At 72.3% G+C, this 19340-nt stretch carries 22 protein-coding genes and 1 rRNA gene; 10 read left to right on the top strand and 13 right to left on the bottom strand.

Annotated elements, in window-relative coordinates:
• The first annotated feature begins 135 nt into the window (after positions 1-135).
• Both Ae150APs1_RS18060 and Ae150APs1_RS18065 read left to right on the top strand, forming a co-directional pair.
• The gene (locus Ae150APs1_RS18060; RefSeq protein ID WP_075299149.1) at positions 136-858 is read left to right on the top strand and encodes a MerR family transcriptional regulator; all 723 of its coding nucleotides are present in this window, start codon (positions 136-138) and stop codon (positions 856-858) included.
• Complete coding sequence (locus Ae150APs1_RS18065) at positions 852-1139, top strand: YnfA family protein (RefSeq protein WP_075299150.1); 288 nt, start codon at positions 852-854, stop codon at positions 1137-1139. Before Ae150APs1_RS18060 ends, Ae150APs1_RS18065 begins: the two co-directional genes overlap by 7 nt.
• Positions 1140-1142: 3 nt before the next feature.
• Here Ae150APs1_RS18065 and Ae150APs1_RS18070 read toward each other — a convergent pair whose 3' ends face one another.
• The gene (locus Ae150APs1_RS18070; protein WP_249266384.1) at positions 1143-1460 is read right to left on the bottom strand and encodes an antibiotic biosynthesis monooxygenase family protein; all 318 of its coding nucleotides are present in this window, start codon (positions 1458-1460) and stop codon (positions 1143-1145) included.
• Complete coding sequence (locus tag Ae150APs1_RS18075; RefSeq protein ID WP_075299151.1) at positions 1457-1918, bottom strand: NUDIX domain-containing protein; 462 nt, start codon at positions 1916-1918, stop codon at positions 1457-1459. Before Ae150APs1_RS18075 ends, Ae150APs1_RS18070 begins: the two co-directional genes overlap by 4 nt.
• A 76-nt stretch (positions 1919-1994) precedes the next feature.
• On the opposite strand from Ae150APs1_RS18075, the gene Ae150APs1_RS18080 reads away from it, so the two are divergent.
• Positions 1995-2354 carry a TraR/DksA C4-type zinc finger protein gene (locus Ae150APs1_RS18080; RefSeq protein WP_010241797.1) on the top strand — a complete coding sequence of 120 codons (360 nt, stop codon included), beginning with the start codon at positions 1995-1997 and terminating at the stop codon, positions 2352-2354.
• Here Ae150APs1_RS18080 and Ae150APs1_RS18085 read toward each other — a convergent pair.
• The 4 genes from Ae150APs1_RS18085 to Ae150APs1_RS18095 all read right to left on the bottom strand — a co-directional run bounded on the left by Ae150APs1_RS18085 (position 2330) and on the right by Ae150APs1_RS18095 (position 5686).
• Positions 2330-3739 carry a HAMP domain-containing sensor histidine kinase gene (locus Ae150APs1_RS18085; protein ID WP_075302258.1) on the bottom strand — a complete coding sequence of 470 codons (1410 nt, stop codon included), beginning with the start codon at positions 3737-3739 and terminating at the stop codon, positions 2330-2332. The two genes, Ae150APs1_RS18080 and Ae150APs1_RS18085, sit on opposite strands and share 25 nt — an antisense overlap.
• 14 nt (positions 3740-3753) lie before the next feature.
• Positions 3754-4467 carry a response regulator transcription factor gene (locus Ae150APs1_RS18090; protein ID WP_283160251.1) on the bottom strand — a complete coding sequence of 238 codons (714 nt, stop codon included), beginning with the start codon at positions 4465-4467 and terminating at the stop codon, positions 3754-3756.
• Positions 4468-4575: 108 nt separating this feature from the next.
• Positions 4576-4749, bottom strand: coding sequence for a hypothetical protein (locus Ae150APs1_RS32125; protein WP_170918103.1), 174 nt, complete (start codon positions 4747-4749; stop codon positions 4576-4578).
• Between the two features lie 55 nt (positions 4750-4804).
• Entirely contained in the window at positions 4805-5686 is an 882-nt protein-coding gene (locus Ae150APs1_RS18095; protein WP_249266385.1) for a nicotianamine synthase family protein, read from the bottom strand.
• Positions 5687-5812: 126 nt separating this feature from the next.
• Here Ae150APs1_RS18095 and Ae150APs1_RS18100 point away from each other — a divergent pair, with 126 nt between their 5' ends.
• From Ae150APs1_RS18100 to Ae150APs1_RS18110, 3 genes are all read left to right on the top strand, one after another.
• Positions 5813-6142: a multidrug efflux SMR transporter gene (locus Ae150APs1_RS18100; RefSeq protein WP_075299155.1), complete on the top strand. Its 330-nt coding sequence runs from the start codon at positions 5813-5815 to the stop codon at positions 6140-6142.
• Positions 6135-6659, top strand: a complete 525-nt coding sequence (locus Ae150APs1_RS18105) for a TetR/AcrR family transcriptional regulator (protein ID WP_075299157.1) — start codon at positions 6135-6137, stop codon at positions 6657-6659. The genes Ae150APs1_RS18100 and Ae150APs1_RS18105 overlap by 8 nt, the downstream gene beginning before the upstream one ends.
• Before the next feature lie 95 nt (positions 6660-6754).
• Positions 6755-7462, top strand: a complete 708-nt coding sequence (locus tag Ae150APs1_RS18110; RefSeq protein ID WP_075299159.1) for a metal-dependent transcriptional regulator — start codon at positions 6755-6757, stop codon at positions 7460-7462.
• A gap of 41 nt (positions 7463-7503) precedes the next feature.
• Here Ae150APs1_RS18110 and Ae150APs1_RS18115 read toward each other — a convergent pair whose 3' ends face one another.
• On the bottom strand, positions 7504-9261 hold the full coding sequence (locus tag Ae150APs1_RS18115) for a BCCT family transporter (RefSeq protein ID WP_249266569.1): 1758 nt from the start codon (positions 9259-9261) through the stop codon (positions 7504-7506).
• Between the two features lie 307 nt (positions 9262-9568).
• On the opposite strand from Ae150APs1_RS18115, the gene Ae150APs1_RS31325 reads away from it, so the two are divergent.
• On the top strand, positions 9569-9892 hold the full coding sequence (locus Ae150APs1_RS31325; RefSeq protein ID WP_010241808.1) for a DUF3040 domain-containing protein: 324 nt from the start codon (positions 9569-9571) through the stop codon (positions 9890-9892).
• A 57-nt stretch (positions 9893-9949) separates the two neighbouring features.
• On the opposite strand, the gene Ae150APs1_RS18125 is transcribed toward Ae150APs1_RS31325, so the two are convergent.
• Both Ae150APs1_RS18125 and Ae150APs1_RS32130 read right to left on the bottom strand, forming a co-directional pair.
• Entirely contained in the window at positions 9950-10495 is a 546-nt protein-coding gene (locus tag Ae150APs1_RS18125; RefSeq protein WP_075299161.1) for a DNA starvation/stationary phase protection protein, read from the bottom strand.
• A 32-nt stretch (positions 10496-10527) separates the two neighbouring features.
• A complete protein-coding gene (locus tag Ae150APs1_RS32130; RefSeq protein WP_157179035.1) occupies positions 10528-10677 on the bottom strand; it encodes a hypothetical protein in 150 nt (49 codons plus the stop codon).
• Between the two features lie 90 nt (positions 10678-10767).
• On the opposite strand from Ae150APs1_RS32130, the gene Ae150APs1_RS18135 reads away from it, so the two are divergent.
• Positions 10768-11709: a ring-cleaving dioxygenase gene (locus Ae150APs1_RS18135; protein WP_075302262.1), complete on the top strand. Its 942-nt coding sequence runs from the start codon at positions 10768-10770 to the stop codon at positions 11707-11709.
• 15 nt (positions 11710-11724) lie between these two features.
• On the opposite strand, the gene Ae150APs1_RS18140 is transcribed toward Ae150APs1_RS18135, so the two are convergent.
• The 4 genes from Ae150APs1_RS18140 to Ae150APs1_RS31330 all read right to left on the bottom strand — a co-directional run bounded on the left by Ae150APs1_RS18140 (position 11725) and on the right by Ae150APs1_RS31330 (position 15627).
• Positions 11725-12084: an STAS domain-containing protein gene (locus Ae150APs1_RS18140; protein WP_212567226.1), complete on the bottom strand. Its 360-nt coding sequence runs from the start codon at positions 12082-12084 to the stop codon at positions 11725-11727.
• Entirely contained in the window at positions 12081-13223 is a 1143-nt protein-coding gene (locus Ae150APs1_RS18145; protein ID WP_075299165.1) for a cobalamin-dependent protein, read from the bottom strand. The genes Ae150APs1_RS18140 and Ae150APs1_RS18145 overlap by 4 nt, the downstream gene beginning before the upstream one ends.
• Positions 13220-14866, bottom strand: coding sequence for a GAF domain-containing SpoIIE family protein phosphatase (locus Ae150APs1_RS18150; RefSeq protein WP_075299167.1), 1647 nt, complete (start codon positions 14864-14866; stop codon positions 13220-13222). The genes Ae150APs1_RS18145 and Ae150APs1_RS18150 overlap by 4 nt, the downstream gene beginning before the upstream one ends.
• Before the next feature lie 95 nt (positions 14867-14961).
• The gene (locus Ae150APs1_RS31330) at positions 14962-15627 is read right to left on the bottom strand and encodes a DUF4383 domain-containing protein (protein WP_075299169.1); all 666 of its coding nucleotides are present in this window, start codon (positions 15625-15627) and stop codon (positions 14962-14964) included.
• 157 nt (positions 15628-15784) lie between these two features.
• Between Ae150APs1_RS31330 and Ae150APs1_RS18160 the strand changes: the two genes are divergently transcribed.
• Together Ae150APs1_RS18160 and Ae150APs1_RS18165 are read left to right on the top strand one after the other, a co-directional pair.
• Positions 15785-16303, top strand: coding sequence for a CvpA family protein (locus Ae150APs1_RS18160; RefSeq protein ID WP_010241821.1), 519 nt, complete (start codon positions 15785-15787; stop codon positions 16301-16303).
• Positions 16304-17593: 1290 nt separating this feature from the next.
• Positions 17594-19113 (top strand): 16S ribosomal RNA (locus tag Ae150APs1_RS18165).
• Positions 19114-19340 lie beyond the last annotated feature (227 nt).

A 19340-nucleotide genomic window follows, 5' to 3' on the forward strand; every position in this document is an offset into this window, starting at 1 on the left:
TGTGGAGAGGGGCGACGGCTCACCGCCCGCGGTCGGCTGCACCATCAGGGGCCGGTTCCGGCGTGCAGAACGGCCACGCGTGCCGCCCCACGCACGCTTGACCTTCGACCCGGCTCGAAGGTCTACCGTCGCGCCGTGGTCCGCTACCGCATCTCGCAGCTCGCCGAACGGGTCGGCGTCCCGGCGACGACGCTGCGCTACTACGAGTCCCGGGGACTGCTCTCCGCCCGGCGGACCCCCGGCGGCTACCGGAGCTACGACGAGCGCGACGTCGAGCGGGTCCGGTTCATCGTCACCGCCAAGGATCTCGGGCTCCCGCTCGACCGGATCCGCGACCTGCTCGGAGTCTGGCGGGACGGCATGTGCCGCGACGTCCACAGCCGGCTCCTCCCGCTGGTCACGGGCCAGATCGACGCGGCCGACGACCGCGTCCGGGACCTCCGCGCGTTCCGCGGGCGGCTCGTCGCGGCCCGGGACCGGCTGCGTGCCCTGCCCGACCGCGACGCGCCCTGCGACCCCGGCTGCGCCTTCCTCACCGGCCACCCCCCGCCACCGCCCCCGATCGTCTGCGCGCTGGACCCCGACGAGCACGCCGCCCGGCTCGACCGCTGGCGGACGGTCCTGACCGGGACGGCGCCCCGGCGTCTCGGCGACGGGAGCGTCCGGACGGAGATCGACCACGACCGCACCGCCGGGATCGCCGCGCTGATCGCCGACGAGGTGCGGTGCTGCCCGTTCTTCACCTTCACCCTCACCGTCACCCACGACGGCGCCCGGCTCGACGCGTCCGCTCCTCCCGACGCCCGCCACCTGCTCGACGACCTGTTCACGGCCCCGACCGGAGTCCTCCCGTGCTGATCCTCAAGTCCGTGCTGCTGTTCCTGCTCGCCGCCCTGTTCGAGATCGGCGGCGCGTGGCTGGTCTGGCAGGGGGTCCGCGAGCATCGTGGCTGGATCTGGATCGGGGCGGGCGTGGTCGCGCTGGGGATCTACGGGTTCGTCGCGGCCCTGCAGCCGGACGCGAACTTTGGGCGGATCCTCGCGGCCTACGGCGGGGTGTTCGTGGCGGGGTCCCTGGCCTGGGGTGTCGTCGCCGACGGGTTCCGGCCGGACCGCTACGACGTCACCGGCGCGCTCTGAGGGTCAGGGCTCCCCGACGGCCGAGATCGAGTACCGGTGCACGTCGGCGGTGAGGATCCGCGCGGCGGTGCCGTCGTCCGTGCCGGAGCCGCGGAAGGCCAGCAGCTCGTCCTCGCCCGCCCAGCGCTCGTAGACGTTCACCCGCTGCGGGTCGAGCGGATCGGCGGTGATCGTGAAGTCGAGGCATCCGGCGGCACCGCGGGCGAGCGCGACGACCGTCGCGCAGTCGGCGACGTAGCGGTCGCGGTCCGCGGCGTCGACGAGCAGGTGTCCGGCGACGATGAGCATGTCCTGGTGACCGCGCCCGCCGGCCGGACTCATCGATCGAGGGCGACCCCGCCCGCCACCGCGTGCAGGTCCCACCCCGCCAGCGGGACGCCCGGTGACCGCCACGCGTGCCGCACCGCGGCGGTGTGCGCGAACAGCGGTTCCGGCAGGTCGTCCGGGTCGGCCCAGGTCCAGGCGTCGACGGCGTGCGGCTCGGTGACGGCGAGCTCGGCCCCGGCCGGGGCGGGCACGTGCACCGCGAACGTGACGCCGCTGCCGGCGGTCCGCACGCACACCGCGAACAGCGTGCCGGTCGTGGCCACCACCCCGGTCTCCTCGGCGAGCTCGCGCAGCGCGGTCCGCACCGGGGCCTCGGCGCCCTCGAGGTGCCCGCCGGGGAACGACCAGCTCGGCGTCTCGCCGGCGGTGACGCGGTGGCCGATGGCGACCCGGCCGTCGTCGCGCCGGAGGACGACACCGACACCGGAGACCGGACGCGCGAGGTGATCCACGGGTGCACCCTCGCACCCGCGGCCGCCGGGTGCGCGCGAGTTCCCCCGGATGGCCCGCGTCGGTCATCCTTCGGGCATGGACCTCGCCGCCGAGCGCGCCCGTGTGGCCGGCCGGATCGCGTCGCTGCGGCGGGAGATCGAGGCGCTGGCCGAGGAGCAGGCCTTCACCAGCCACGACGACGAGCACGATCCCGAGGGCGTCACGATCGCCGTCCAGCGGGCGCAGCTGCAGGGGCTGCTCGACGTGGCCGAGCGGGAGCACGCCGATCTCGGCAGGGCCGCGGAGCGGGTTGCGGACGGCAGCTACGGCGTCTGCGTGCTCTGCGGACGGCCGATCGGGACGGAACGCCTCGAGGCGCTGCCCGCGACGACGACCTGCATCACCTGCGCGTCCCGGCCGCGCCGCGGCCGTCAGCCGGGCCCCGGGCCCCGCTGATCCGGCGCGCGGCCCCCACCGGGCAGCTCCACGACCACCCGGGCACCACCGCCGGGCCGGTCCTCGATCCACACGCTGTCGTCGTGCCGCCGGACGTGCACGGCGACCAGCGACAGACCCAGCCCGGTGCCGCCGCCGTCGCCACGGCTCCCGGCGAGGGTCCCGCGGGAGAACCGCTCGAAGACCTCGGTCCGGCGCCCGGCCGGGACGCCGGGACCGTCGTCGTCGACCTCGATGCGGGCGCGGCCGTCGCGCGCCGAGACGCCCACCCGCAGCGCGCCGCCGCCGTGCGCGTCGGCGTTGTCGAGCAGGTTGCCGAGCACCTGGTCGAGTCGCCGCCGGTCGGCATGGACGGTCACCGCTGCGGGGGCGTCGATCTCCGGCGGCGTGCCGCAGCCCCGGGCCGCCACCAGGCCACGGACGAGCTCACCGAGCTCCCACGGCTCCCGCTCCAGGTCGTCGCTGCGGGAGATCTCCAGCAGGTCCACCACCATCCGGCGGAACCGCTGGACGTCGCCGTCGAGCAGGTCCACGGCCTGCTGCGCCGTCGGCGGCAGCTCCGCGCGCCGCCTGCGCAGCACCGCCACCGCGTTCACCAGCGTGGTCAGCGGCGACCGCAGTTCGTGGCTGACGTCGGCGGCGAACCGGGCGTCGCGCTGCACCCGGTGCTCCAGGTCGTCGGCGGTCCGGTTGAACGTGGCGACCAGCGGCGCGAGCTCGGCGTCGGTGCTGTCCGGGAGGCGGGCGGCCAGGTCGCCGCCGGCGACCCGTCCGGCGGCCCGGGTGAGCTCGGTGAGCGGCAGCAGCGCCCGCCGTCCGGCCCAGTGGCCGAGCGCGAGCCCGAGCACCGTGCTGACGGCGACCCCGGCGAACAGGACCAGCCCCAGGAACCGCAGGGTGCCGTCGGGCCGCTGGATCGGGAAGACCTCCACGAGGAGGTCCCCGCCGGGCATCGGATGGGCGACGACGAGTGCCGGCATCCCACCGACCACGAGCTGCTCGCGGGCCGGGACACCCGGCCGTGCCGCGTCGAGCAGCGAGCGGGGGAGCAGCTCCGGGTCGACCGCACGACCGCTGGTCGTCCAGCGGCCGTCGCGGCGCAGCGCCACCGTGGTGTCCGGCGTCCCGGCGAGGCCGGTGAGCAGCTCGCCCAGACCGTCCCCGTCGGGCCGGGTGGTGACGGCCTGCTCGACGAGCCGCAGGTTGACGTCGGCCTGCCGGACCGCGCCCTCGATCCGCTGCTCCTCCAGGTGGTAGGAGGCGAGGTTCCAGGTGACGGTGGCGAACAGCCCGGTCACGACCAGCGAGACCAGCGCGAACGCGACGCCGACGCGGTGGCGCAGCGGGAGGTGGCGCAGCGGCAGGCGGTCGAGCACGGACGGCATCCTGCCGTGCCGGGTCACGCCGGCCGGCCGGGCACCGGTTCCTCGGCCTGCCCGACCTTGTACCCGGCGCCCCGGACCGTCAGGACGACCGACGGCCGGTCCGGGTCGGTCTCGACCTTGCGCCGCAGCCGTCGCACGTGGACGTCGAGGAGCCGGGTGTCGCCGTGGTACTCGTAGCCCCACACCCGCGACAGCAGCTCGTCCCGGGTGACGATCCGCCCGGCGGCCGCGGCCAGCTCGGCGAGGAGCCGGAACTCGGTGCGGGTGAGGTGCACCGGCGCGCCCGCCCGCAGCACGACGCCCTCGTCGGGCCGCAGCTCGACGTCGCCGAGCACCAGCCGGCGCGGCGCGGCGGGTGCGGGGCGCCGCCGCCGCAGCAACGCCCGGATCCGGGCCGCGAGCTCGCCGGCGACCAGCGGTTTCGTCACGTAGTCGTCGGCACCCGCCTCGAGCCCGGTGATGACGTCCGCCGAGTCCGACCGTGCGGTCACCATGATGATCGGCAGGTCGCCGGCGTCGCGGAGTCGCCGGCAGACGGTGAACCCGTCGATGCCGGGCAGCATCAGGTCGAGGAGGACGAGGTCGATGCCCGGGTCGCCCGCGCGCTCGAGGGCCTCCTCGCCGGTGTGGACGGCGTCGACGTCGAAACCCTCGTCGTCCAGCGCCAGCCCGAGCGCGCGCCCGATCCGGACGTCGTCGTCCACCAGCAGGACCCGGGTCCGTGTCACACCGCGTTCAGCCATGGTGGTCCCAGGGTGCCCTGCGGGCCGCGCCACCGCGGCGCGACCGTGGCGCCCGCCGGGCGATCGTCAGGAGATCGCAAGTACACGGGGTCGTCAGGGTGCGAGTGCGGCGCCGCAGCGCCAGCATGTCCGTGGCGGGGCGCCGTCGTCACCGGGGGAGGGCATCGCCCCGCAGTCCGGGCACAGCCGGTCCAGCCAGCACCCCGGGTCACCGACGTCGTCGGTGTCGCCGGTGCCCGGGGTTCCGGCGGGCGGTGTGTCGGGCACGCCGCCATCGGACCACCGGGGGCGGTGCGCCGTCCAGGACGGCCCTCCCCGCGTCTCACCGCCCGCCGCGCGCCACCAGGACCGAGTTGACGACGTCGGTCCACGGATGGACCTCCAGCAGGACGTCCAGGTCCGGGAGGTCCGCGGCCGTCACCTCCGGGTAGAGCAGGGTGCGCAGCCCGGCCGCGGTGCGCACCAGCAGCGTCGCCCCGGGCGCGGCCTCCGCCAGCCGGGTGGTCAGCGCCCGCTTCTCCGGGGCGTCCGCCCCGACCAGCGCGCCGACGAGCACGACGTCGGCCTGCGCCAGCTCGGCGTCCAGACCGGGGTCCGGGACGGCCGCGGTCACGTCGGCGACCAGGGTGCGAGCGGGGATCCCCAGCGCCGTGGCGACGGCGTCACCCGCACGGGCCGCGTCGGCGTCACGGTCGACGTGCACCACCTCGGCGCCGTGCCGGGCGGCCAGCACCAGCCCGGTGAGCGGCAGGGGGCCCGAGCCCAGCACGACGGCCCGGCGCGGTGCGGGGACCCCGACCGCGTCGAGGGAAGCGAGCTCCAGCCGGACGAGATCGTGGTAGTTGCCCAGGTAGGGGAAGAGATCGAGTTCGGCGACCGGGTCGGCGGCTGCGGCGATCCGCGCCGCCCAGTGCTGTTCCATCCGGCCCTCACCGGTGGACGACAGCTCGCGCAGGCGGTCCGCGTGCGGCGCGATCTGCTCGAGGACGCGGGCGGTGTCGCCGGTGGGTGGATGACAACACAGCCCGACGAGCTCACCGAACGCCGCGTCGACCTCCGGGGCGGGGCGCAGGTCCGTCCGCTCCAGCTCGTCGCACAGTGCGACCAGTCGCGCGACGGTCAGTGTGACGTCGTCCCCGTCGTGGTGACGGCGGGGTTCGGGGAAGCCGGATGTGGTGATCGGACGACTGCTCTGCGTGGTCACGATGATCCACCGTATCCAATGAAAACCGTTACGCATGTCGGGCGACCGGGTGGCATAGAAAACAGAGCGTTTGCTCCACATTCTCGGTAGCGTGGTGGACGCCGGACACGACCGAGGAGGAACGGCATGTGGGGATGGCTGGCGCTGGCGGTGCTCGCGGAGGTGACGGCCACCGTCTCGCTGCGCTTCTCGGAGGGCTTCAGCAGGCTGGTGCCGTCGCTGGTCACGGTGCTCGGCTACGGGACCGCGTTCTGGGCGCTGTCCCAGGCCCTGACCCGGGGGATGCCGCTGGGGATCGCCTACGGCGTCTGGGCGGCCGTCGGCGTCGCTCTCGTCGCACTGATCGGCGCGGCGTTCCTGGGGGAGTCCCTGACCTGGGTGCAGGTCGGTGGGATCGCGATGGTCATCGGCGGTGTGCTCGCGCTCGAGATGGGTGGGTCGTCCGCGCATGCCTGAGACGTCCGACGGGCGGCTCCGCAAGGGGGAGCGGCGCCGTCGCGCCCTCCTGGACGCGACGATGCGGCTCGTCGGGCGGTCCGGCACCGCCGCCGTGACCCAGCGGGCGGTCGCGACGGAGGCCGGGGTGCCGCCGAGCGCCGTCCTCTACTACTTCGACTCGGTCGACGGCCTGCTGATCGCGGCCCTCACCGACGTGAACGACCGCTGGGTGGCCCGCTTGGAGGCTCTCGGCTCGGTCGGTGAGCTGGTCGCACTGGTCGACGACTGTGCCCGCCAGGACCGGTTGCTGACCGTCGCCGAGTACGAGCTCCTCCTGCACGCCGCCCGCCGCGACGACCTGCGGGGCGAGCTGCACCGCTGGGACACGGCGCTCGCCCGAGCGGCCGCCCGACTGCTCCCCGGCGACGACGGACGCCGGGCGCTCCTGGTCGCCGCGGTGAACGGGCTCTGCCTGGGCGCCGCTCTCGGCTCCCCGTACGACACCGGGCCGCTGACCCGGCTCGTGGCCGGCTGAGCGTCCGGGCCCGGCACCTCGGACGGGTGGGTTCCCGGACGGCCGTGCCCGACGGCCGGTCGGGGCCGGGACGCGCGCGGGATACCGTGGGCCGCATGAGCCCGGATCGCCACTCGGAGTCCGTGGAGAACTACCTGAAGACGATCTTCCTGCTGGCGGAGCGCTGGGAGGGGTCGGTGGGTGTCTCCGCGCTGGCCGAGCGGCTGGGGGTGTCGTCGCCGTCGGCGTCGGGGATGGTGCGCAAGCTCGTCGAGGCGGGTCTGGTCGATCACGCCCGGTACGCGGGGATCACACTCACCCCGTCCGGACGGGAGTCCGCGCTGGCCGTCGTGCGCCGGCACCGGCTGATCGAGATGTTCCTGGTCACCGAGCTGGACCTGGCCTGGGACGAGGTGCACGAGGAGGCCGAGGCTCTCGAGCACGCGGTGTCCGACCGGCTGCTGGACCGGATCGACGACCGGCTCGGCCACCCGCGGTACGACCCGCACGGGGACCCGATCCCGGGCCGGGACGGCCGGATGCCCGAGGTCCGGGCGCGGCGGCTGCCCGAGCTGAAGTTCGGCGAGGGCGGCGAGCTGGTCCGGGTCGACGACACCGACCCGGAGGTGCTGCGCTACCTCGACGCCCACGACGTCCGGCTCGGCGACCGCGTCGACCTGCTCACCCGCAAGCCGTTCGACGGCCCGTTCGTGGTGCGGCTGCGCCGCGGCGACGCGGCGGACCGGACCGCGGCCGACGCCGAGGAGGAGTGGGGGCCGTCGCTGGCCCGTGCGCTCTGGGTCGGGGCGGACGAACCTGCCTGACGACCGCGGCGGGACCGGGAAGGCCGGCCCCGCCGTCGGGGTCAGCGCGGTCCGGTCCCGCCGGGCGTCTCCGTCGCGGAGTCCGTCGTGCCGTCCGGTGCGGTGCCGTCGTCGGGTTCGAGCGCCTGTGACGTCGCGACGGTCGCGACCGCCGTCTCGGTGTGCAGCGGGCCGTCCGCGAACTCGGGTCCGCCGTCCGTCCCCGTGGTTCCGGGACCGGTCCGTTGCGTGCTGGTCCGCAGCGAGACCGCCGGCGACGGTTCGACCGGTATCGCGACCACGAACCGTTCGCTCCGCAGACCACGGGTGAGCCCGACCGCCATGAGGATCAGCACGATGCACAGCGGCAGGCCGGCCAGGATGGATGCGGTCTGGAGGGCGGACAATGCGTCCTCGCCGGCCGCGGCGCCCGCGCCCAGCAGGACCGCGGCGATGACGCCCTCCAGGACGGCCCAGAACAGCCGCTGCTGCCACGCCGGGTTCGGGTCGCCGCCGTTGGTGAGGATGTCGACCACGAGCGAGCCGGAGTCCGACGACGTGGCGAAGAACAGCACGACGACCACGATGGAGAGCACCGAGGCGATGGTCGCCAGCACCGCCGACACCGGCAGCTGCTGGAGCAGGGTGAACATCGACGTCTCGGGTGAGTCCGGTGCGCCGGCGAGCGGGTTCGCCGGATCCCCCTGGAGCAGGTCCAGTGCACTGTCACCGAAGATGCTCAGCCACACCATCGAGGCGCCGACCGGGGCGAACAGTGCACCACCGATGAAGGACCGGATCGTGCGTCCGTAGGAGATCCGGGCGAGGAACATGCCGACGAACGGCGACCAGGAGATCCACCAGCCCCAGTAGAACAGTGTCCAGCTCGACTGCCAGCTCTGCGCGTCGGCGTCACCGGGGAAGGTCTCGAAGCTGAGGCCGGGCAACTGCTGGATGTACGTCCCGACGTTCGAGGCGGTCGAGTTCAGCAGGTCGCGGGTCGGGCCGAAGAAGAACACGAACAGCATCAGCGCCAGTGCGAGCCACAGGTTGACCAGCGAGAGGTTCCGGATGCCCTTGTCGATGCCGAGCATCACCGACACCACCGCGACCGCGGTGATCAGCAGGATGAGGACCACCTGGAGCGTGGTCGTGTTCTCGATGCCGAACAGGGTCTCCAGGCCGGCGCCCACCTGCTGACCCCCGATGCCCAGCGAGGTCGCGAGGCCGAACAGGGTGCCGAACACCGCGAGCACGTCGACCAGGTACCCGGGCCAGGAGTTGATCCGGTTCCCGATCAGCGGGTACAGCGCCGCGGCGGGACGCAGCGGCAGCCCCTTGCGGAAGGAGAAGTAGCCCAGCGCGAGCCCGAGGACGATGTAGATCGCCCAGGGGTGCAGGCCCCAGTGGTAGAAGGTGTAGAGCATCGCGTCCTGCGCGGCCTCGGGCGTCGCGCCCTCGCCCGTCGGCGGCGCGGTGAAGTGGGTGACCGGCTCCGCGACCGCGTAGAACACCAGCCCGATACCCATGCCCGCGGTGAACAGCATCGCGAACCAGGAGATCGTCTTGTACTCCGGCGTCGAGTCCGACGGCCCGAGCCGCACTCGTCCGTAGCGCGAGCACATCAGGACGATGACGAAGACGAGAAAGCCGCTCGCCGAGAAGATGTAGAGCCAGCCGAGGTTGCCGGTGACGAAGCCGTTGGCCGTGTCGGCCGCAGCCCCGAGCGTCGACGGGGAGAGGACCCCCCCAGAGCACGAACGCGAGAGCCAGGACGGCCGAGGTGATGAAGACCGGTGGGCTCGTGTGCTCCTTGAGATATCGCGTGATCAATTCCGGACCTTCCGGTAGCCGTGAAACAGGTCGTACGGGACGAAACCCCCCGATGGGTCGATCGACGACTGTAAGGCCCGAGCGGAGCCGTGGCAGCCCGTGACGGGAGGCTCCGCAGAGCGGGCCGAGCCGGGGAACCGGTGTGGTGTCCGGTTGACCAGGAGAACCGCGACGAGGAGGCGCCGGCGTACGGCGGTGACACGATTCGGTCACGACGCCGTCGGGTGGCGACGGTCACCGGGCGGGACTAGCGTGCTCCTGACACGCTTTCCGCCCACGACGAGGGGGCCGTCGGTGCGCGACGACCGGCCTGAGCGCCCGCTCGACGACGACGAGAGACGGGTGCTGGAGCAGATCTCGGCGTCGACCCAGCGCGACGACCCCGGCCTCGCCCACCGGCTCGCCGGCGTCGAGGGCAACGAACACCCGCCCGTGCATCGCACCGGGACCCCGCTGCGCTGGTGGGTCGTCGGCGCGGTGATGGCGGTCGCGGTCGTGTTCGGACTGGTGGTGCTGGCGCTGCCGGCGGCGGTGGCCCCGGGCGTCGTCCTGGGTGTGCTGCTCGTCGTCGTGCCGGTGGGGTGCCTCGTCTGGGCGCGGCGGCACGGGGAGCTGTAGACACACCGCGGGCCCGGCCCCTGGGTGGGACCGGGCCCGGTACGGGTGTCCGGCGGATCAGCGCGAGGCGTCGGCCGCGCCGGACTCCGTCGCCTTGCCCGCGGTGTTCAGCGAGCCGTCCGAGTTCTCCAGGTGCGCCCGGACGAACCACTGGTACTGCTCGAGCTGACCGGCCTGCGCGATCAGCATGTCCTGGGTGACCTGGTCGAGGGTCTCGAGCTTCTCGATCTGCGTGCGGTGGTCGGAGATCACTCCGCTGTAGACGAGGTCGAGCGCCCCGAGGTGGGCGATCGCGTCGTCCCGGCCGATCGAGTAGTCACCCCAGGTGCGCTCCCGCACCAGGGAACCCGGGGTGCCGTCCGGCGAGCCGCCCAGGGTGGCGATGCGCTCGGCGACGTCGTCGGCGAAGCCGCGCACGGAGTCGACCTGCGGGTCGAGCATCTCGTGCACCGCGATGAAGTTCGGGCCGATGACGTTCCAGTGCACGTGCTTGAGCGTGAGCTGGAGGTCGTTGAGAGCGTGCAGGCGGTTCTGGAGCAGGCCGACGATCTGCTCGGCCTCGGCGCGCTCCAGTCCGGGAACCGTGTAACGGACGGTGGCCATGAGGTGCTCCTCTCGGAAGGGTGTGTCGTCGTTCAGGACGCCGCGGGACGGTCGTCGTCCCGTTCGACCGGCTGCTCACCGAGGTGGACGCCGTCCCCGTCGGGGCTCTCGTCCACGGGCGTGTCGCTCTGCTCGGTGGGGACCGGCCGGCCCTCGGTGTGGGGCTCGTGCGGCGTCGTCATGACAGGGGTGTACCCGGCCCCGGACGGGTTCATGTCCGCACGGCCGCCCCGGATCGTGATAGTTGTGACGGCAACGTCCCGGAGGTGGACATGACGACCGACGACATCCCGCACGGCCTGCACCACGTGACCGCCATCGCCGGGGATCCGCAGCGGAACGCCGACTTCTACACCTCGGTGCTCGGCCTGCGCCTGGTCAAGCGCACCGTCAACTTCGACGCGCCGCAGGTCCACCACCTCTACTACGGCGACGGCGCCGGCCGCCCGTCCACGCTGCTCACCTTCTTCCCGTGGCCGGGCGTCCGGCCGGGGCGGCAGGGCGCGGGACTGACCACCTCGACCGCGTTCGGGATCCCACCCGAGTCGCTGGGCTGGTGGCGGACCCGGCTGGCGGGGCTGGGCGTCGACGTCGACGCCCCGGTCACCCGCGACGGCGAGGAGTCCCTGACCCTGCGCGACCCCGACGGTCTGGTCGTCGAGCTGGTCGCGGCGCCCGGCGACCACCGCTCGGGCTGGGACGGCTCCGGGAGCGTGCCCGCCGAGCACGCGGTCCGTGGCCTGCACGCCGTCACGCTCTCCGAGGAGCAGGCCGAGCCGACCCAGCGGATGCTGACCGAACTCGGCCTGAGCCACGCCGGCGACGACGGCGCCCGCTCCCGGTTCACCGCGCCCGGCCCGGCCGCGACGACCGTCGACGTCGTCGGCGGGGTGTCCGGTCAGGGACTGCACGCCGGTGGCACGGTGCACCACGTCGCGTTCCGGGTCGCCGACCGCGCCGCCCAGGAGCGGTGGCGGGCGGAGCTGGTCGAGCGCGGCCTCGACGTCACCGCCGTCCTCGACCGGCAGTACTTCACCTCGATCTACTTCCGGGAGCCGGGCGGGGTGCTCTTCGAGATCGCCACCGACGGGCCCGATTTCGACGTCGACGAGCCGCTGCTCGAGCTCGGAAGGACGTTGAGGCTGCCGCCGTGGCTGGAGCCCGACCGCGCCACGATCGAGGCGAACCTTCCGCCGGTGACCGTCGGGGGCTGAGCTCGCCGGGCCGGATCAGGAGTCGAACTGCTCCTCGCGGACACCGGCCGTCCCGCCGGTGAGGTGATCGAGCGTCTTCGTGACCCGCAGCAGCCGCTCCAGCCCCGGGCCACGGTTGTCGAGGTGCATCGGCACCCGGGCCGACGCCGTGCGGCGACGGACCATGAGCAGCGAGGACAGACCGTAGGAGTCGCAGTACGCCAGGTCCGAGCAGTCCACCCGGAGCTCGCGCAGGTCAGCGGTGCGCAGCCGGTCGTCGACAGCGGACGTCAGCGCGTCGGCGCTGTCGTAGTCGAGATCGCCGGCGACGTGCACGGACGCGACCCCAGGCTGCGGGGTCGTCCAGGTCAGCGACAGCTCGCGCGGGGCGTTCACGTGGTCCCCCCGGTCCGGTGCAGGGGAGCATCGCCGGGAACCGGTCCCGGCGGGGCGCCGGGTCCCTCGGCGGCGGCACCGGCCGCGTCGATCGCGGCCCGCCCGGCGGACGCCGAGCGGAGCAGCTCCGCGGCCCGGACGAAGTCGCGCAGCTCGTCGGCGAGCAGGTCCAGCACCGGGACGAGCACGCCTGCCGGGACGGAGCGGGCGGAGAGCACTGCGGCAGTCCAGTCGAGGAACTCGGTGAACACCCGCGAGTCCCCGGTGTAGAGCGCGACGCCGAGGAAGTCGACGATGTGCCGGACGTCCTCGGCGGTGTGCATCCGCTGCGCCTCGTCGTAGCCGGACATCGACGGCACCCGCTCGGGCAGCCGGTCGACGACGGCCGCGACGAGCTGCGGGGTGTTCCTGCTGACCAGGGTGAACTCCTGGTCGGACAGATGGGGGAGGTCGTCCATCGGCTGCGCGTGCGGGTGTGCCGGGGCCGGCAGGCCCGCCGTCAGCGTGTCGGCGGCGGCCCGCGCGTCAGGAGCCCAGGCGTCCGCGCCGAGCTGCCGGGCGTGCCGTCCGTCCCGCCCGAACGCGGGCCCGCCGACGATCACCGGTACCCCGGCGGCCTGACAGGCCGAGATCGTCGCGTGCGCGGTGGGGAACCGGGTCGCGATCGACGACGACAGGGCCACCGCGTCCGGACCGGTGCGGTGCAGGTGGGTGATCAGGTGCGGGGACGGGACCTGGGCCCCGAGATAGTCGACGGTGAACCCGCGCAGCCGGAGGACCTCGGCCAGCAGGCGGGCGGGGAGCGCGTGCCACTCACCGTCGACGCACGCGACGGTGATCCGCCCGCGCTCGCCGGAGCCACGCCCGCTCGTGAGCACGATGGTGCCGATGACGCGATCGTTGATGGCGGTCGCGGCGTGCTCCTGGGCGACCGAGATCCGGTTCGCCGCCCATTCCTCGCCGACCCGGCCCTGCACGGCCCCGATGATCTCGAGCAGTACCGACTCGGCGTCGACGCCGTCACGCAGCGCGTCGACCACGACGTCGACGGCGGTGTACTCGTCGCCGCGGAGCACGGCGTCCCACAGGAGGTCGGCGTACCGGGCGACCTGTCCGGTGGTCTCGGGCCTGCCGGTCATGCGGTGTACCGGCCCCGGCCGTGCCCGCCGACGGCGGTCAGGTGGCTGCCGCGCGGGGCGGTGATGGCGAGGAGCGCCATGTCGTCGTGGGTGTTGCGGCCGACCCACTCGGACGCGAGCATCTGGACCCGCTCCACGACGGCCTCGGCCGGCAGCCCCGTGCACTCGGCGGCGACCCGCTGCAGCCGGTCCTCGCCGAACTGGTCGCGGCCCAGCGGCCCGCCCTGCGCCTCGGTGATCCCGTCGGTGTAGAGCAGGCACGTCTCACCGGGGGCGAGGCGGGTCTCGTAGGTGGTGGCCTCGACCGTCGGGAGCGCGCCGACCAGGGTGCCGAGCGTGGCCGCCTCCTCGACCCGGCCGTCCGCCCGGATGATCAACGGCGGCGGGTGACCCGCACACGTCAGCCGCACGTCGACGTCCGAACCGCGGCGGGTCACCGACGCCAGGACGAGGGTCACGAAGCGGGCGTGGTCGTCGCTGAGCAGCGCGTCGTTGAGCAGGCGCAGCAGGCGGAGGTGGTCGCCCGACATGGGGCGCAGGGCGTGCACCGCGCTGCGGATCTTGCCGGTCAGCACGGCGGCCTCGAGCCCCTTGCCGCACACGTCGCCGAGCACGGCGAGGGTCTCGCCGGACTCCTCGGCCGCGGCGTGGACGTCGTAGAAGTCGCCGCCGACCCGCTCGTGGTCCTGCGAGGGCCGGTAGCCACCGGCGAAGTCGACGCCGGACACGTGCTGGAGCGTCGGTGGGAGCAGCTCCCGCATCAGCGTCTCGGTGATCGACGCCTGCTGCGCGAACATCCGGGCGGCCGACATCGCGAGGCCGGCGCGCGCGGCGAACTCGCGCGCGGTCGCCTCCTCACCCTCGCTGAACGGCCCGGAACCGGCCCGGCGCAGCAGCACCAGCGCTCCGGCCGGGATCCCGTGCCCGGGCAGCGGTGTGACGACGATCGAGCCGACCTCGCCGAGACCGCCCGGGGCCACCCAGGCGGGCGCCGTGGCCGGGTCGATCCAGCGCGACGGCACCGGCGGGAAACCCCGCAGCGCCTCGGCGAGCCCGGGCACCTCGTCGGGGTCGAACCGCAGCAGCGCGCTGTGCGGCGTGCCGGTGTCGCCCGAGGGCGCGGACACGACCTGGAACTGCCCGCGGGTCGCCGGGGTGATCACCAGCGCCCCGTCGGCCAGCCGTCCGGCCGCGAGCTCGGCCGTGACCTCCATGCACCGCGAGAGGTTCAGCGATCCCAGCAGGGCGGCTGAGGCCTCGGAGAGGAACGCGGCACGGGCCTGCTCGAGCTGCAGCTCGTCGCGGATGGAGCGGACGTCGGTGACGTCGATCAGCCACCAGGTGACGGAGCCGTCGTCGTGCCGGACCGGCTGCGCCTCCACGGCGCGCCCCTCGATGACATCGGAGAACGCGGACGGCGTACCGGTCTGCTCGGACGTCGCGGCATGGGCCGTGGCGAGCCACGGCACCACGCGGTCGAGCGGCTCGCCCGTGCGGACCTGGGGAAGGACGCCGTACGCGGCGTCGTTCGCCTCCAGCACGATGCCGTCGGCGCCGACGGTCACGGCGGCGCAGGGGGCGTCCGCCCAGCGCGCGTCGACCGTGGTGGTCGGCTCGCCGACGGTCGGTCCCGTCTCGGTCACGTCGATTCCTGGCTCCCGTCCGGCCGGTCGTCGGCGCCCCGGGTCCCTCCCGGGACGGAATGGCCCACGGTACCGCGTACGCGGACGATCACCACTCAGCTCCCCGATCCGGTCCTTTCCTGCCAGGCGGCTCGGCGATCGGCCGGATCGCGGAGGGCGTCGACCTCGGTGAGGAGACGGCGCTCCCGCTCCGTGCCGCCCCCGGCGGCGACGGTCCGCTCGGTCTCGGCGAGCGAACGGGCGGCCTCGATCCCGGCCTTGTCGCGGGGCAGCAGCTGGTCCCGGTCGGCACCGTCCTCCGCGTCGACGTGGTGACGCTGCTCGGCGGCGTACGGGTTGTCGTCGGGCAGCCGGCCGCTGAACCGGCCGTAGGCGCCGAGGTACAGCAGGACCAGCCCGACGACGAGGCTGAACACGACGTTGGACATCCGGAACGCCAGCGGGTTGAAGGACGTGCCGATCAGTACGACGTTCACGACGCCCGACAGCAGGAACAGGGCGCCGACGGTGACCGCCACGGTCGAGGCGAGCCGACCGCCACGGATCGCCGCCGCGATCAGGACGGTGCCGACGACCAGCGAGATCGTGGAGAGCAGAGTGTTGGTGCTCATCCCGAGCAACGGGGGACCGTCGGTCGTGAGGACACCCAGGGTGTCCGCGAAGCCGAGCGATCCGAAGACCCAGAGCACCGTGCCCACCAGCGCGGAGCTGATCCGGTGCAGCAGGTCGAGCAGGCGCGGGTCGGACCCGGGTGAAGTCATGTCGTCCCTCCGTTCCGTGGCGCGGGGCGACCCAGGGGATACCCGCCCGGCCGTCGGCGCACACCGGGACGGCCGCGGGGCCGGTCCGGGGCCGTGCCTCAGCCGCGTCTCAGGTTCGGTGGGCACTCTGGGGACGACGTCCCGGGAAGGGGGAGCCATGACCTGGCTGGACGTGCTGGTCGTGATCGTGGTGCTGGCCGCTGCGGTGGGCGGGCTCCGCAGGGTGGACGGCGTCGCCAGGGCCGGCGGGCTGCTCGGGCTCGTGGTGGGGGCCGGGATCGGCGCCGCCTGGGGTTCCAACCTGGCGGGCTACGGCGACACCCCGGACTCGGCATGGCTGTGGGGACTGCTGGGGATCGGCGCCGGGCTGCTCCTGGGCTCGGTTGTCGGCGGGTTCCTCGGCGGGCTGGTCAGCCGGGTGCTCGCCAGGGCGAAGCTGACGTTCCTGGACCGCCTGGTCGGCGCCGTGACGGGTGGGGTCACCGCCCTGCTCGTGATGTGGCTGGTGTCCTGGGTCGTCCCGGCGATGGTGGGGCCGGCGGCGCTCACCCCGGTGACCTCGGTGGTCGAGGCGCTCGGCGGGGAGAGCCACGTGCTCGCCTCGGTCGGCGGCCTGTTCCCCGCGACGACGTCCGCGGCGCACGACGTCGTCGACGCCGCACGACCACCCGCCTGAACATCCCTGCGTAGCCGGGGGAAGGGAGTGCTCCTCGTCCGATCGCGACGCGCATTCGCCCCCGACGCGATGCAGGACCCGACGAGGAGCACTCGTCGGGTCAACGCGTCAGAAGCGGGACGGATACCCCCCCCGATGCGGTGACAGGACACGGAACGGGACGACGCGGTGCGACGACGGGTGCACCGGCCGATCCCCACCGCGGCGGTGATCCCGCCCGACGTCGACGGAGGGCGCGCACGTTCGTGCAGGTGGTGCGGGATGACAGCCGCGCGTCAGCACACTGCTCTCACGGATCACCCGTCCCGGGTGTCCGCGAGTGCGGGAGCCGGGTCACCGATCCGGCCGGTCCCCGATCCGCCTGACCCCTGATCCGCCCGGTCCCCGAGCCACCCGTCACCGCGACGGCAACCACCGGGCCCCGGGTCCACCCTCTCGTCCGGCTCGCCGCGGTCTCGGTGCCGCCCAAGGGATCTGCGCTGCCGACGGGGTCTGCGCCCGCCCACGAGTCACGGGACCGCGGGACGTGGGACGCCGGACGGGGCCAGCTCGTGCGGCCCCGGGCACCAGCGCGCGCAACCGGATCGCCGGGCCCTTCCCGGACCACGGGCTGGTCCAGGTCGCAGGCTCTCCGTGCCGTTTCCCGGGGCCCTCGCGATCGGCGGGACCCGTCGTGGACCGCTCACCGGGCGGGTCGGCCACCCAGGAACGACACGCTCGCTGCGCGGACCGGACGGCCGAAACCGCAGCTCAGCCGGTGTCGACCAGCGGATCCATCAGTGGCCCGACCACCGAGAACACCACGGTCGCACCGGGCTGCGAAGCAGGAGTGCCCGGCGTCACAGAAACCGCTCGAGGGGTCAAAGCCCAAGAGAGACGGTATCGTAAACATGGAGGTCAACTCCGCTGCCGCCTCTGACCTGCGAGGACGGCCCATGTTTGCCGGAAGGACCCCCCGGTTTGACCTTGCCGGACACCGTGCCGTAACTTTCTTCCTGCCAGCGAGTGAGCCGGACAGAACGGGCCCTGGAGGCCCGGTCAACAGGCCCGCTGGCCACTACGACACCCCGGTCGGCCTTCGAGTTTGTTGTGGGTTTACGGTGGTGGGGTCAAGGCGATCCGCCTTCTGGATCCGGTCGGGAGATCGGTGATGGTGGTGCGGGTGTCTTTTGAGAACTCAACAGTGTGTCGAGCTATTTTTTGGTTTGGCGTTTTTGTGCCAGATTGTTTGTTTGGCTGCCGGTGCGACCCCGTCGTGCTGGTGGGCCAGTTGTTTGTAAGTCAGGGTTTTTGTTGGAGAGTTTGATCCTGGCTCAGGACGAACGCTGGCGGCGTGCTTAACACATGCAAGTCGAGCGGTAAGGCCCTTTCGGGGGTACACGAGCGGCGAACGGGTGAGTAACACGTGGGTGACCTGCCCTCCACTCTGGGATAAGCCCGGGAAACTGGGTCTAATACCGGATAGGACCTCTCAACGCATGTTGGGTGGTGGAAAGTTTTTTCGGTGGGGGATGGGCCCGCGGCCTATCAGCTTGTTGGTGGGGTGATGGCCTACCAAGGCGGTGACGGGTAGCCGGCCTGAGAGGGCGACCGGCCACACTGGGACTGAGACACGGCCCAGACTCCTACGGGAGGCAGCAGTGGGGAATATTGCGCAATGGGCGGAAGCCTGACGCAGCGACGCCGCGTGGGGGATGACGGCCTTCGGGTTGTAAACCTCTTTCGCCAGGGACGAAGCTTTTGTGACGGTACCTGGAGAAGAAGCACCGGCCAACTACGTGCCAGCAGCCGCGGTAACACGTAGGGTGCGAGCGTTGTCCGGAATTATTGGGCGTAAAGAGCTCGTAGGCGGTGTGTCGCGTCGGCCGTGAAAACTTGGGGCTTAACTCTGAGCGTGCGGTCGATACGGGCATCACTTGAGTTCGGCAGGGGAGACTGGAATTCCTGGTGTAGCGGTGAAATGCGCAGATATCAGGAGGAACACCGGTGGCGAAGGCGGGTCTCTGGGCCGATACTGACGCTGAGGAGCGAAAGCGTGGGGAGCGAACAGGATTAGATACCCTGGTAGTCCACGCCGTAAACGTTGGGCGCTAGGTGTGGGGACCATTCCACGGTTTCTGCGCCGCAGCTAACGCATTAAGCGCCCCGCCTGGGGAGTACGGCCGCAAGGCTAAAACTCAAAGGAATTGACGGGGGCCCGCACAAGCGGCGGAGCATGTGGATTAATTCGATGCAACGCGAAGAACCTTACCTGGGTTTGACATGCACAGGATCGCGGCAGAGATGTCGTTTCCCTTGTGGCCTGTGTGCAGGTGGTGCATGGCTGTCGTCAGCTCGTGTCGTGAGATGTTGGGTTAAGTCCCGCAACGAGCGCAACCCTTATTCCATGTTGCCAGCACGTAGTGGTGGGGACTCATGGGAGACTGCCGGGGTCAACTCGGAGGAAGGTGGGGATGACGTCAAGTCATCATGCCCCTTATGTCCAGGGCTTCACACATGCTACAATGGCTCATACAGAGGGCTGCGAGACCGTGAGGTGGAGCGAATCCCTTAAAGTGAGTCTCAGTTCGGATCGGGGTCTGCAACTCGACCCCGTGAAGTTGGAGTCGCTAGTAATCGCAGATCAGCAACGCTGCGGTGAATACGTTCCCGGGCCTTGTACACACCGCCCGTCACGTCACGAAAGTTGGTAACACCCGAAGCCGGCGGCCCAACCCTTGTGGAGGGAGTCGTCGAAGGTGGGACTGGCGATTGGGACGAAGTCGTAACAAGGTAGCCGTACCGGAAGGTGCGGCTGGATCACCTCCTTTCTAAGGAGTCTCACCATGTGGTGGGGCACCGGCTCGTTTCTTTCGTTTCTTCTGAAATGTGGGAATGTGTTGGTTCCTTAACTGAGATCGCGCTGTCGGCCCCGAGTGTGGGTCGGGTGTGACTGGGTGGAACGCAATGGACGTCAAGCTGTGGTTCGGCACACTGTTGGGTCCTGAGGGGACACCGGTTTGGTGGGTGTTGTCTTTGGCCGCGTGGGTTCTGGGTT

Source organism: Pseudonocardia sp. Ae150A_Ps1 (assembly GCF_001932315.1).
GTDB lineage: Bacteria > Actinomycetota > Actinomycetes > Mycobacteriales > Pseudonocardiaceae > Pseudonocardia.

Excerpts from the sequence above, each read along its gene's own strand:
- Ae150APs1_RS18070 (WP_249266384.1), bottom strand. The coding sequence starts at position 1,460 with ATGAGTCCGGCCGGCGGGCGCGGTCACCAGGACATGCTCATCGTCGCC.
- Ae150APs1_RS18080 (WP_010241797.1), top strand. The coding sequence starts at position 1,995 with ATGGACCTCGCCGCCGAGCGCGCCCGTGTGGCCGGCCGGATCGCGTCG.
- Ae150APs1_RS18085 (WP_075302258.1), bottom strand. The coding sequence starts at position 3,739 with ATGCCGTCCGTGCTCGACCGCCTGCCGCTGCGCCACCTCCCGCTGCGC.
- Ae150APs1_RS18100 (WP_075299155.1), top strand. The coding sequence starts at position 5,813 with ATGTGGGGATGGCTGGCGCTGGCGGTGCTCGCGGAGGTGACGGCCACC.
- Ae150APs1_RS18105 (WP_075299157.1), top strand. The coding sequence starts at position 6,135 with ATGCCTGAGACGTCCGACGGGCGGCTCCGCAAGGGGGAGCGGCGCCGT.
- Ae150APs1_RS18110 (WP_075299159.1), top strand. The coding sequence starts at position 6,755 with ATGAGCCCGGATCGCCACTCGGAGTCCGTGGAGAACTACCTGAAGACG.
- Ae150APs1_RS18125 (WP_075299161.1), bottom strand. The coding sequence starts at position 10,495 with ATGGCCACCGTCCGTTACACGGTTCCCGGACTGGAGCGCGCCGAGGCC.
- Ae150APs1_RS32130 (WP_157179035.1), bottom strand. The coding sequence starts at position 10,677 with ATGACGACGCCGCACGAGCCCCACACCGAGGGCCGGCCGGTCCCCACC.
- Ae150APs1_RS18135 (WP_075302262.1), top strand. The coding sequence starts at position 10,768 with ATGACGACCGACGACATCCCGCACGGCCTGCACCACGTGACCGCCATC.
- Ae150APs1_RS18145 (WP_075299165.1), bottom strand. The coding sequence starts at position 13,223 with ATGACCGGCAGGCCCGAGACCACCGGACAGGTCGCCCGGTACGCCGAC.
- Ae150APs1_RS31330 (WP_075299169.1), bottom strand. The coding sequence starts at position 15,627 with ATGACTTCACCCGGGTCCGACCCGCGCCTGCTCGACCTGCTGCACCGG.
- Ae150APs1_RS18160 (WP_010241821.1), top strand. The coding sequence starts at position 15,785 with ATGACCTGGCTGGACGTGCTGGTCGTGATCGTGGTGCTGGCCGCTGCG.